The 13,628-nt window shown below is 62.7% G+C and carries 6 protein-coding genes and 1 tRNA gene; 3 read left to right on the forward strand and 4 right to left on the reverse strand.

The window, feature by feature from the left end; all coding sequences use genetic code 11:
* Positions 1–675: 675 nt before the first annotated feature.
* Together AQZ50_RS20120 and AQZ50_RS20505 are read right to left on the reverse strand one after the other, a co-directional pair.
* Entirely contained in the window at positions 676–924 is a 249-nt protein-coding gene (locus AQZ50_RS20120) for a LuxR C-terminal-related transcriptional regulator (protein ID WP_082703653.1), read from the reverse strand.
* Between the two features lie 221 nt (positions 925–1,145).
* Entirely contained in the window at positions 1,146–1,361 is a 216-nt protein-coding gene (locus tag AQZ50_RS20505; RefSeq protein ID WP_156427365.1) for a hypothetical protein, read from the reverse strand.
* Positions 1,362–2,332: 971 nt separating this feature from the next.
* On the opposite strand from AQZ50_RS20505, the gene AQZ50_RS13680 reads away from it, so the two are divergent.
* Positions 2,333–10,423 carry a hypothetical protein gene (locus tag AQZ50_RS13680; RefSeq protein WP_067747017.1) on the forward strand — a complete coding sequence of 2,697 codons (8,091 nt, stop codon included), beginning with the start codon at positions 2,333–2,335 and terminating at the stop codon, positions 10,421–10,423.
* 179 nt (positions 10,424–10,602) lie between these two features.
* Here AQZ50_RS13680 and AQZ50_RS13685 read toward each other — a convergent pair.
* Positions 10,603–10,679, reverse strand: a tRNA-Arg gene (locus tag AQZ50_RS13685).
* A 136-nt stretch (positions 10,680–10,815) separates the two neighbouring features.
* On the opposite strand from AQZ50_RS13685, the gene AQZ50_RS13690 reads away from it, so the two are divergent.
* Complete coding sequence (locus AQZ50_RS13690; RefSeq protein ID WP_067747018.1) at positions 10,816–11,319, forward strand: MmcB family DNA repair protein; 504 nt, start codon at positions 10,816–10,818, stop codon at positions 11,317–11,319.
* Between the two features lie 10 nt (positions 11,320–11,329).
* Here the strand turns inward: AQZ50_RS13690 and AQZ50_RS13695 are convergent, their stop codons facing one another.
* Positions 11,330–11,905, reverse strand: a complete 576-nt coding sequence (locus AQZ50_RS13695; RefSeq protein WP_067747054.1) for a TMEM165/GDT1 family protein — start codon at positions 11,903–11,905, stop codon at positions 11,330–11,332.
* A 334-nt stretch (positions 11,906–12,239) separates the two neighbouring features.
* Between AQZ50_RS13695 and AQZ50_RS13700 the strand changes: the two genes are divergently transcribed.
* The gene (locus AQZ50_RS13700; protein WP_067747019.1) at positions 12,240–13,622 is read left to right on the forward strand and encodes a DEAD/DEAH box helicase; all 1,383 of its coding nucleotides are present in this window, start codon (positions 12,240–12,242) and stop codon (positions 13,620–13,622) included.
* Positions 13,623–13,628: the final 6 nt, after the last annotated feature.

Below are 13,628 nucleotides of genomic sequence, written 5' to 3' on the forward strand. Positions count from 1 at the left end.
CTTATCGAGGATTCTATAACGTTTTTAATAAACTTCTAAGCGAACAAATGGTTGTTATAGTTAATTCTGAAAATGATCATCGCAGCAAGTGCGTGTATTAATTCCCATTCGGGCATGACGCGCAAATTGGCTGGCGGGTAGCGCCCAGAGCGATCCGGGCAAAGCGGCGCGACTCATTTTGAGCAGCTTTCCGGCAATCGATGCAGAAAGCCCCCTTGGATTGTTTTTGACATTTGCGACCATGCTATCCGGATAGCGGGAAGCAAATGTCAAAAACAGAAAATTTACTATAATCAAAAGGTTCCAGCGGTTCGATCAGAACCGATCGATCATCAACCGCACACTCCGACGCTTGCCCTGCAGGATGCCTCGGCAAGATGCCCAGCCCAGATATGGCAACTGCGACCAGTGGAACGGCACCCCCGCCCGGAAGTCCGCCACGGCAACGCCGATCGCCCGCGTCCTCTCCGGCAAAGCGCGGCATGAAGTCCACCATTTCCGGCAGCGCGAAAATCGGGTCCCTGTCATCGGGTCCATGTCAGGGCGCCCGAGAACCAACCGGACCAGGCGCTCCCCGCTGCAAATCCGGACCCGATGCGAATCCGACAGATGCCTCAAAAAACAATCATTCATCGAATATTGTCAGAATTTCGTGCAGAACCTCAAGGGTCGTGCTCAGGCATGACGCAGATCGCGCCCGCCTTCATCGGATAGCGGAGAAGTCACGCGCTTCGCCCGATCCCAAATAACAACCGCTTCGAACGAGGTCCGGGCACCAAGACAACGCAGGGCGAGCGCACGATGAACTTCGACCGTACGCGAACTGATTCCCAACTCTTTGGCAATCTCCTTATTCGTATACCCGGTAGTCATCAGATCAAGAACACGCCGCTGCTGTGGCGATAGGCCTCTTACTCCTCCCAAAGTGTCCTCCTGTTACATTGCAGCGCGCCACATTTTTAAATGATTTAAACGCGATCATTCCGAATTTGAACGATATATTTAAGCGGTAGATTCATTTAAAGATGTGATTTTCGGGATCAAATTTTGAATAAAAATCATGATTCTCGCCCAATCAAACAAGGCGAAAACCACATAATTGGCACTGAGATCCATTTCAGATCTCGATGCAATTCACATCGGTATTAAGATAAATTCCCCTCAATCCCGACGACCACCGAATGCTGACCGCCCTTGTCGACGGGAGCGATACCGATACCACCACTCCGTTCAGCGAATCCAACATCGCCTTCGTCAGAACCGGCGCCATCGTCCAGATTTTTAAGAATTTTTCCAAAAATAAAACCGACAGGCAACTGCAGAGCCAGCCATATTGCAATGGCAATTATCAAAATCTTCATAATCGCCTCACTTGATATATGAAATATGCGAATACCTATTTTTATTTAATTCTGATCTAGGCAGATAGAATCGTGATAATTCGATTACATCCTTTAACATCACCAATATCGACTTTCGATATTATTCATAATGCACAAGATTTTCTTCGTGAGCTGAAATGTACCAATTCATGCATAAACATTTATCCGCACTAACAAGCTTCAGAAGCTAACATCTCACAATATGATATTTCTTCTAGGTATATCGCGTAAACTTATATGCATGCACAAATCGCGGCACCCATGTATATCACATTTATATTACGCAAACGCTGATGCACGGCATCATGGGGGCAAGTGAAACTTCTCATTAAAGATTTTTGGTCGAAATTCCTGAATTGCCGGAACTCAGGAATATTTGTTGGACCTGTGCCAAGGCGCCGTTCGCTGCCGCGAAGCCGCCGCATGGCAGGTTGTCGCGAAAATCGCACCGAACGGCGGGCGTGAACCTGCCAGACCGGCCACGCGACACGGCCAACCGCATCGTCCTCAAAATGCCGGAAATCACCAGGGCCTCGCTCGCCACCCTTCGCACGGCGCAACGGATAACCCGGCACATTGGGTTACCCCGGAAATCCCGCGCGCGCCGGGTACTTAAGCATAAGCGGGGCCCCTTGTGCCCGGATCACCCGCGCGGCTTGCTTCATCCGGAAACCACCGTCCCTGCCGCAAAACTGAAGACTTCCAAAGTCGCTACAGTGTAAATAGTAAGTGGAAATACTCACTGTCCGGAATCTTAAAATTACCCAAAGGCATTTACACGATCAATTCAGCACAAAATTTTGTCGATGAATGCACAAGCGAAGTTTGTGATGACTTGTGGGAATTGACAGGGTTTTCAGATCGTGGGGCCTAGTGAAATGAACATATACAAGCTTCTCTGCGCAACATCTGCCATTTCCATGGGGGCCCTGCTTGTTCCAGGCATCGCCATGGCCAGTCAGGCGGCCACTGTTATCGACGGAAACGGCGGCAGCGGCTTTGTCATTACAGACCAGATCCAGACATCGTCGGCCAATCCCAACGTCATCAATTCCGACAGCGGCGCAATTTCGCTCAGCGGCGCGGCCGCCGTCTCGACCGGCAGCAACGTGACTGTCGGCGATGCCAACAGTCAGACGGTGTTTACCGGCTATTACACGCAAGGCGGCACCGGCAGCGGCGGCGGCGCGGGTCTGGGCGGCGTCTTCTTTATCGACAACGGCTCGACGCTGACCCTGCACAACGTGTCCTTTTCGAGCAACGTCGCCAAAGGCGGCGAAGGCGGCAGCGCCGCCTCGATCGCGCTTTCGCCGATTTCCATCGCGTTGCAGAACCAGACGGTCGATGCCACGTCGATCCAGGTGTTGAACGCCACGCCGATTCTGGCCACCCAGAATGGTCAGCTGGTGATCACCGGCATGACCCTGTCGAATTCGAACCCGCTGATCGCCCAGAATTCGGACATCAGCCTGGACGGTTCGTCGGTCGCCTCGACCATTTCGAACATTTCCACCGACGGACGCACGCTGACGTTCGCATCGGCCGTGGCGGTTGCGCCATCTTCGCAGCTGACGGTAACGGCTGCGAGCAGCGCGCTGTCGGGCAACGACCGCACGATCACGTTTGCGACGCCGACGTATACGTCGAGCCAGATCCAGGCGGGCATGGCGCTGACCGGGTCGGGCATTCCGGCAGGCACGACCGTGCAATCGCTGACGTATGACAACAGCGGCAATATCACCTCGATGACGCTGAGCGCGGCGGTCGATCCGGCGCAGTTGACCAACAATCAGGTCGCTCTCGATGTCGTCGCGATCTCTTCGCTTGATGTGTCGAAATTCCAGACGCTGTCGAGCACGACCGTCAAGCCCGCCTCCACCACCGGCCTTGCCGTGGGCATGATCGTGACGGGCACCGGCGTGCCCAGCGGAACGACGATCACCGCGATCGGTTCGGACGGCACCGTCACGTTCTCGAACACCATTTCCAACATGACCTCGTTCACCGCCTCGCAGCCCGCAGTGGCCTCGAACGGCGGCTCGGGCGCGGTGATCAATCTCGGTTCGGTCAGCGGCCTGGCGGTCGGCGTTGCCGTGACCGGCACGGGCATCCCCGCCGGCACCACCATCACCGCGATCAACGGCAATACCGTCACACTCAGCAGCGCGCTGGGGCAGGCCACGCTCGATGCCATCTCGGCGGGCACGATGACCATGTCCTTCGACAAAGTCGTTTCGATCACGCAAAGCGGTTCGACCGGCACGGTAAGCCTGTCGTCGGTGGCCGGGCTGAAAGTCGGCGCGATCCTGACGGGCAACAGCGGCATTCCGGCCAACGCCGTGATCACCGGCATCAACGCCACGACCGGCATCGTCTCCTATCGCATCAACGCCGCCGCCGGGGTTACCACGGGCGGCACGATGAACGGGCTGGTCGCCACCGGATCGACGGGCAGCAGCGGCAGCAATGGCCCCAACGGCGGCTGGTACAACACGTATTTCCACGACGGCGAAGGCGAAGCCGGCAACAACGGCTATAACGCAGGCAACGGCACCAATGCGGCGGGTGGCAGCGGCGGCAATGGCGGCAGCGGGTCGAACGGCATCCCGTTCAACTTTGACCTGACCGCAGGCATCGTCTCGGCGCTGGCGGCAACGGTGAAGGACACCGCCGAAGACGGCGCGCTGTTGCTCGATTTCCCGCCCGACGGCGCGGCGGCTGCGGCCAAGGCGGCTTCGGTGGCGATGGACTGGGTCTCGCTGGCGCAGGCCACCGCCGACCTCGTGAAATGGGGCATCGATCTGGCCAATGGTCAGGTCGGGCACGGCGGCGCAGGCGGTTCGGGCGGCAATGGCGGCAACGGGTCCGATTTCTTTGGCGGCGGCGCGGGCGGCTCGGGCGGTAGCGGCGGCGCAGGCGCGCTGTCGATCACCGACGGCGGCGCAGGCGGCAGCGGTGGTTCGGGCGGCGCGGGCGGCTTTGGCTCGGGCGGCGGCTCGGGCGGAGCGGGCGGCGCAGGCGGCGCCAACGGGCAAAGCACACCCGGTTCGGATGGTTCCGGCGGTACGGCAGGCTTTGGCGCGGGCACGGGCTCGTCCAACGGTTCGGGCGGCGGCGGCGGCTCGGGCTATGGCGGCGCGGTCTTCGTGCGCGCCGGCGGCGGGCTGACGATCAGCGGCAATTCGATTTTCGAAAACAACGCCGTGCTTGGCGGGTCGAGCAACAATGGCGGGGCCGCAGGGGCCGCAGCGGGCTCCGACTTGTTCATCATGAAGGGCAGCGATGTCGTGCTCGCCCCCGGCGTCGGCAACACGATCACGTTCCAGGGCACGATTGGCGACGACAGCGCGGCGAGCATTTCCAACGCATCGTGGGCGTCGGGATATGGCGCCGACATTCACATCACCGGCGGCGGCGTCGTGCAGTTCCTCGGCGCCAATACCTATTCGGGCACGACGTTCATCGAAGGCGCGACGCTTCAGGCCGATGACGGCGTGGGCATCAATGCCAACAGCCATGTCGATTTTGCCGGGCTCGGCACGATCGGCAACGGCCTTTCCAGCCTCAATGCCGGTGTGTGGCAGACCACGGGCGTCATCACACGCCGCGTCGGCGATCTGCCCACGCAATTGTCGTGGGACGGCAGCGGCGGTTTCGCGGCGGGCAGCGCCGGGCTCACGCTGAATTTCGGCGCGATCAGCAACGCTCCCGGCCAGACCCTGACATGGAATTCCGGCGGGTTCGTGCCCAATGGTTCGACGCTGGTATTCGGTTCGGACACCGGCACGGGCGTTGTGACCTTGCTCAACAACGTCAATCTCAACGGGTTGAACGGCGACATCGCGGTCTACAACAACACCTCGGTCATGAATTCCGACCTGGCCAGCCAGACATCGAATGTTCAGGCCAACAACACCGCCTATGCGGTCATGGCGGGCCGTTTCAGCAACGGTCAGCTCACGCTCAACGACAACGGCTATTCGGGCACGATCTATTTCAACGGCCAGAACAGCCTGTCGGGCCTGACCGTCAACAACGGCGTCGTCAGCACCGGCATCGCCCCCAATGGCGCGGTTTCGCAGATCGGCCGCCTGATGGATGCGACCAACGGCGGCTTTCTGACCATTACCGGCGCGGCTGAAGTCGATCTTTACGGCGCGGAAAAGCTCACCGCGGTAAATGTCGCCGCGCTCGGCACGCTCTACGCCTTTGCCCCGGTCACCACCGGCGCGATTACCAATGCGGGCAATATCGCGTTTCTGGACAATGCGAGCACCGGCGCGATCACCAACGCGGCCACCGGCCAGATTGCGATGACCGGGACCAATACCACCGGCGACATCCAGAATGCCGGCCTGATCACCATGCAGAGCCAGAATTCGACCGGCGCCATTACCAACGCCGCCACCGGCGTAATCAGCCTGTCGGGCACCAATGCCACCGGCGCGATCACCAACAGCGGCGAACTGTTCCTGTCGGGCACCAGCACTTCGGGCAGCGTTGCCAACCTTTCCGGCGGCGCGGTGATGCAAGTGGGCTCGTTGACGGCCTCGGGCACGGTGACCAACGCCGGTATCTATAACCTGGGCGGCGACCTTGCCGCCAGCAGCACCGTGACCAACAACGGCACGATGTTCGTGCTGGGCCAGCTCGACGACACCGGCGCGGAAATCGGCGCCACCACACGCACCATCGCCACCACCGGCTTTGGCGGCGGGGCCAATGGCACTGTCAATCTGGGCGGCAACAGCGGCACGCTGGCCAATCAGCTGATCATCGATCAGTCGGGCACAAGTACGTATGCGGGCGCCTTTACCGGCGCGGGCGCACTGGCCCTGACCGGCGGCGGCACGCTCGGCCTGACCGGGGCCAGCACGTTCACCGGCGGGCTTGATGTCACCGGCAATTCGACGCTCGATACGACCGGCGGCGGCACACTGGCCGACACGCTGGCGGCAAATGTCGACGCCGGATCGACGCTGACGCTGGGCACCAACGACACGATCGGCTCGATTGTCAGCAACGGCACGGTCAATGTGAATGCCTCGATCGCGCTGGGCGGCGGGTTCACCAACGGCGGCACGTTCAATGTCAACTTTGTCGCCCCGGCCCAGACGGCCAGCCTGCTGGTGGCAGGCGATGGCAGCAACCTGCTGGGCGGCACGATCAATACGGTCGGCGGCTCTGTCACCGGTATCAGCGGCAATCTGACCAATGCGGGCCAGATCAACAGCGCCGGCAGCCTGACCGTCATCGGGACGGCCACCAACACCCAAACCGGCGCCATCGCGCTGCAATCGGGGGCCAACACACTGCTCGGCGCGCTGGTCAATGCGGGCCAGGTGACGATTGCATCGGGCACGACCAATGAATTCGGCACGCTGACCAACACCGGCACGATCGACGCGGCTTCGGCCATCACCGTCGATGACGCCTATGCCCAGAATGCCGGCTCGCTGACCACCACGGCAGCGCTCAACACCGGCAGCTTCTCGGGCACCGGGGGCACGGTCGCGCTGAACGGCGATGCCACGTTCACCATCAACCAGACCGCTGACGGCACCTATGACGGCGTCGTCACCGGCACGGGCTCGGTGGTCAAGAACGGCACCGCCGCGCTGACTCTCAGCGGCCTGTCGGGCGCCAACAGCTTCGCCCCCTCGGCGCTGACGGTCAATGCCGGGCTGCTCACCGTCAATGGCGACAACACCATCGAAAACGGGCTGACGCTCACCGTCGCAAAGGCAGGCACCACCACGATCACCGGGGCGACCACCGTCGGCGCGATCGTCAATGCCGGCGCCGCTAGCTTTGGCGGGGTCACCAATACGGGTACGGTGCAGAACAGCGGCGAAATGCTGTTTTACGACCAGGCCAATACCCTGACCATCGGCAACACCGGCCTGATGGCGCTGCTGGGCAATGCCACGGTCACCGGCACAGTCACAAACAGCGCCGCATCCCTGCTCGTGCTGGCCGCTGACCTGTCGGTCAGCTCGACCGTGACCAATGACGGCACCCTGGTGGTTCTGGGCCACCTGAGCGCGGACCTCGGCGAGATGACCGCCGCAACGCACACCATCACCACTACCGGATTTGGCGGCGCGGCCACCGGCATCGTCAATCTGGGCGGCTCCGACGGCACGATGGCCAATCGGCTGATCATCAACCAGTCGGGCACCAGCACTTATGCCGGCGCCTTTGCCCAAGCGGGCTCGCTGACCCTGACCGGCGGCGGCACGCTGGGCCTGACCGGGGCCAGCACTTTTACCGGCGGCCTCGACGTCACCGGCAATTCGACGCTCGATACCACCGGCGGCGGCACTCTGGCCGACACGCTGGCGGTCAATGTCGATGCCGGATCGACGCTGACGCTGGGCACCGATGACACGATCGGCGCGATCACCAGCTATGGCACTGTCAATGCCGATGCGGCGATCGGGCTGAGCACCGGGCTGACCAATGGCGGCACCTTCAATGTCAATTATGTCGCACCGGCGAACACCGCCAGCCTGCTCGTCAACGGCGGCGTCGGCAATCTCCAGGGCGGCACGCTGAACCTGGCGTCGGGCACCGCCACGGCGATTTCGGGCGACCTCATCAATGCCGGTACGGTGAACAGTGACGGCGCCACCCTGGTGGTGCAGGGCACGGTGAACAACGCGCAAAGCGGCGTCCTGGCACTGGGTGACGGCTCGTCGAACTTCTTCGGCGCGCTGACCAACGCGGGCACCGTGACGATCGGCGCCAACACCGCCAACAGCTTTGGCGCCTTGACCAACGCCGGGACGATCGCCGCATCGGGCATTGTCAACGTGACGGGCGCCTATGCCCAGAACGGCGGCACCCTGACCACTTCGGCGGCGCTCAACACCGGCAGCCTGTCGGGCACCGGCGGCATCATCACGCTCAGCAACGGCGCGCTGTTCACGATCAATCAGACCGCGAACGGCACTTACAGCGGCACGATCACCGGCACAGGCGCGGTCATCAAGGCGGGCGCCGCCACGCTGACGCTGGCAGGCGGGGTCGATACCTTCAGCCCCGTTGCGCTCGACATCACGCAGGGCACGCTGGCGCTGGCGCGTGCGGGCATCCTCGATCAGGCCCTCCATGTCGAAGTCGACAGCGGCGCGACGATCAGCCTGCAGAGCGGGGATCAGACGGTCCACGACCTGACCGGCACGGGTACGCTGGCGCTCAACGGCAACAACCTCTACCTCGCCAACGGCGGCACGTTCAACGGCACCGTCACCGGCAGCGGCAATGTGCAGGTATCGACCGGCTCGTTCACGCTCGCCAACACGATCAACTCGACGGCGGGCAATTTCGTGGTCCAGCCCGCCGCGCTCGTCACCATTGCCGACACCGGCACGCTCAATGCCCCCACGGTCAATGTCGGCGGGGTTATGGATGTGCTGGGTACGGTCAACACCACCAATACCAATGTCACCTCGGGCGGCACGCTGCACCTTGGCAATGCCGACGGCTCGCAAGGCGGCACGCTGAACGGCACCACCATGACGGTAACCGGCGGCGGCTCGCTGACGGGTGTCGGCACGGTCTCGGGCGGCACGGTGATCGGCGGCGCCAGCGCGGGCACTCTCGCACCGGGCAACTCGCCGGGCGTGATCACCTTCAACGGCGACCTGACCTTCGACAACGGCGGCGTGGCACAGATGCAGGTCGAAGGCGCCAACGGCGCGGGCCTGTCGATGGCCAACGGCGGCTATGACCAGGCGGTCGTGACCGGCAAGCTCAAGCTGCTGCCCGGTTCGGTGTTGAACATCCAGAACGACAACGGCTTTGAACTGACCCTCGGGCAGGCCGTGCCGATCTTTGCCTTTACGCCGGGCGCGGTATCGGGATCGTTCGGCTCGGTCACCAGCACGGGCTTTGCCAAGCAGGTGATCTACAACATCCCGACCGGCGAAGTGATCGGCCTTGGCGATTACACCACCGCCGGCTTTGTCCAGGCCGTATCGACCGGCGCCAATCAGGCAGCCTTGATGAACCAGCTGATGGTCAACGGCAACGGCGGCGTGAACCAGTACTACGGCGGTCGCCTGATGGACTATGTCACCACCGGCCTCAACCAGGGCACGGCAGGGTCGAATGCGGCCTTTGCCCGGTGGTCGCCGGAAGCCTACAGCGGCATTCTCGACGACATGCGCGACAGCATGCTGGCCAATCTGACCGAACTGGGCGGGTATGACAGCCTGTCCAACGGGCAGACCGTGATGATCGGCGGGTATAACCACTCGACGTCGAAATCGCGCCATATCGACAGCTATGCCGACAACCGCTTCAGCGCCAACGGCTTCACCACCGGATTTGCGCACCAGTTCGCTGCGGTGCAGGTCCAGGCCACTTTCGGCCACACCGATGACGGGCTGAACGGGCAATACCTCAGCGACAAATTGAGCGGCAACATGTTCGCGGCGGGTGCATCGGCGCCGATCGCGCTGAACGGCGCGCTGCGGGCGACCGTGCGCTATGTCTACGGCGACTATTCGGTGAAGGGCGACCGCACCACCAACGGCGGCAAGGCCGGCATCGCCGGGGTCAAGGCGCAGAGCCAGTTTTACGGCGCCGGCTTCGAATATCGCCATGTGTCGGGCAATGTGGCGATCGACAGCACGGTCGAATGGCTGGGCCTGCACCAGACGGTCGACGGCTTTACCGAATCGGGCGGGTTCCTGTCGCCGCTCGATGCGATGAGCGTCCATGAACAGCACAACACCACCTCGCTGATCAAGGCGGGCGTGAATGTCGACTATTCGGTCAGCAAGTCGGTCGGGATTTACGCCAAGCTCGGGCTGATCCAGGATCTGTCCTATGCCAAGCACGACCTGACCGCCAATGTCAGCACCGAAAACGTAAACTTCACCATTCAGAACCCGGGCCTCAACCCCACGCGCGGCACTGCTTCGCTGGGTGCGCGGACCGCTCTCGCCAAGGGGCTGACGTTCAGCGCCGACGCCGGCGCGGGCACCGACGGCTCGTTCAGCGTCCACACCGCGCTGAACTTCGCCTTCTGATCGGTCGAACCTTACCCACACGCAAAAGGCGGCCGGTCACCAGACCGGCCGCCTTTTTGCATGGGACAGGGCGACACAAGGACGCGCAACGCGGCGGACAGCGGTCAATGCCCGACACAATTTGAAAAAGCCCGATGAGGGAAACAATGCCGCGCAAAATGCGCCAGGGCATTGCGAAATGGTGCACCCGACAGGATTCGAACCTGTGACCCCTGCCTTCGGAGGGCAGTACTCTATCCAGCTGAGCTACGGGTGCCCGATGAAGCGGGGCAGTTAGCAGCAAAGATTGGGTCGTGCCAGCCTTTTTGACGTCGCCCCGGATGCGCCGCAGATTTGTTCGCGTTTGCGCGGCACGGGGTTGGCATGTTTTCGATTTGTTCTTATGAAGCGGCATGGTCGATTCATCGGACGCGAGCCCGGTTTCGGGAAATGCGCAAGAGCGCGAGGCTTTGGGAGTGGCGCGGGGGATTGCGCGGCTGTTTGCGCGCAATGACATCTGGTGCGTGGCCGAAATGCCGCTCAAAGGCGGGCGGCGGGCGGATCTGATGGGGATCGATGCGCGCGGGAGCGTGATCATTGTCGAGATCAAGGTGAGCCGGGCCGATCTGCTGGGCGATGCAAAATGGCCCGATTATCTCGATCATTGCGACCGGTTCTACTGGGGCCTGGCGGCGCATCTCGATCGCGCGGTGATGGAGACCGAGGCGTTTCGGCCAGAGACGTGCGGGATCATCGTCGCCGATGGCTATGATGCCGAAATCCTGCGCCCCGCCCCCCTGCTGCCGCTCGCCGCCGCAAGGCGCAAAGTCGAAGTGGAACGGTTGGCGCGCGCCGCCTTGCGCCGATTGACGATCGCGGGCGATCCGCACTGCATGCCGCGCGGGGGCGGTTTTTAAACCAGACCGACTAAACCAGACCGGCCAGTTGCGCGCCGAGCCACAGGCCGAGCCCGATGAACAAAAACGCGGCGATCAGGCGGATGCGCGCAAGCGGCACCCGGCGGATCGCTTCGCGCCCCAGGAACACCGCCGGCACATTGGCCGCCATCATGCCCAACGTCGTGCCTGCCGCGACCGCCAGCGTATCATGAAACCGGGCGCCGAGCGCGATCGTCGCGATCTGCGTCTTGTCGCCCATTTCGACGAGGAAAAAGGCGATCAGCGTGGTCACGAACGCGCCCCTGCCTTCGGCCGCCTCCGCCTCGTCCGCATCGAGCTTGTCGGGCACCAGCGTCCATAGCCCCATGCCGACGAACCCCGCCGCGACGGCCGCGCGAAACCACAGGCTGTCGAGCAGCGAGGCCGCTTCCGATCCGACCAGCGCAGAGAGCAGATGATTGACCAGCGTCGCCACCAGAATCCCGCCGATCACCGGCCAGGGCCGATGAAACCGGGTCGCCAGCACCACGGCGAGCAATTGCGTCTTGTCGCCGATTTCGGCGAGCGCGACGACCGTGGCAGAAGTGAAGAAAGCGGTGAACATCATGGAGGGGCATTCTCGTCCGCGCCGGGCGGACAGGCCCGGCCATTTGCTGCCCTGCACAATTTTTGTTGCTTGCGAAAGCATTTACGCGTAGGGCACGCATTGCAAGGACGGCGGCAATACCATTTGCCGCAGGCCCGGGCAGCGTGAGATCCACCGGCAAACATCGGTTGTGATCCGCCCCGGCTGAACGATCTTGACGTCCGCCGCTTCCCTTTCACGCACGGGTCGCTCCATGAACCTTGGGGCTATTCCCCTTGTGGTTCGACCCCCTTGTGCCGCGTTTGGGCCACTGCGCCCGACGAACGGCCTTATTGATGCGAAGGCTTTATCCATGTCCTATTTTTCCGAACTCGGCCTTGCCGAGCCCATTCTGCGCGCGCTTGAAGCCAAGGGCTATACCGATCCCACCCCGATTCAGCGCCAGGCGATCCCCGCCCTGATGGAAGGGCGCGACTTGCTCGGCATTGCGCAGACCGGCACCGGCAAGACCGCCGCATTCGCCCTCCCCTCGCTGCACCGGCTGGCCGCCGATCCGATCGTGAAAAAGCCCGCTTCGTGCCGCATGCTGGTACTGTCGCCGACGCGCGAACTGGCGGCGCAGATCGCCGAAAACATGCGCGGTTATGCCAAGCATCTCAATCTTCAGGTCGATTGCGTGTTTGGCGGCGTGCCGATCAACAAGCAGGCGCGGCGCCTGGTTCCCGGCACCGACGTGCTGGTCGCGACGCCCGGGCGGCTGCTCGATCTCATCGACAATCGCGCGCTGACGCTCGGCCGGGTTGAAATCTTTGTGCTCGACGAAGCCGACCAGATGATGGACCTCGGCTTTATCCACGCGCTCAAGCGGGTTGCCGCGATGCTCCCCGCCAAGCGCCAGAGCCTGTTCTTTTCGGCAACGATGCCCAAATCGATCGAAGACCTTGGCCGTCAGTTCATCAAGGATCCGGCCCGCGTCGAAGTCGCGCCGCAGGCGACCACTGCCGAACGCGTCGAACAATACGTCACGTTCGTCAACCAGGCCGAAAAGCAGGCGCTGCTCAGCTTGCGCATCCGCGCGATGCTGGCCGACAAGACGCTCGATCGCAGCCTCGTGTTCACCCGCACCAAGCACGGCGCCGACCGTGTCGCCCGCCATCTGGGCGCAGCGGGGATCGATGCCCGCGCCATCCATGGCAACAAGTCGCAGGCGCAGCGCACCGCCGCGCTCGAAGCGTTTCGCCAGGGCGCCTGCCGGGTGCTGGTCGCGACCGACATCGCCGCGCGCGGTATCGACGTGGCGGGTGTCAGCCACGTGTTCAATTTCGAACTGCCCAATGTGCCCGAACAATATGTTCACCGCATCGGCCGCACCGCGCGCGCCGGGGCCGATGGCGCGGCGATCAGCCTGTGCGCACCGGACGAAAAGGCCTATCTGCGCGACATCGAGCGCCTGACCGGCGTAAAGCTCGAAGCGATCTCGCTGCCCGCCGATTTCCTGGCCGAAGCATCGCGCCTGCCGCAGCCGCCGCGCCGCCCCGAAGGCGAAGGCGATCGCTCGCACGGGCATAACCGCAACGGACAGGATCGCCGCGGCGGCCAACCGCGCCGCGATGGCGCCCCGCGCGCAGGCGGCGTCGGCGATGCCGGTGCCGATGGTCAGGCCAAGCGCCGGTTCCGCCCGCGCGGCGCCCCCGGCGTCGGCCAGCACCGCAACAAGGTGACGCGGGTCAACTGATCGGAA

The sequence above is a fragment of the Novosphingobium sp. Fuku2-ISO-50 genome, assembly GCF_001519055.1.
Lineage (GTDB): Bacteria > Pseudomonadota > Alphaproteobacteria > Sphingomonadales > Sphingomonadaceae > Novosphingobium.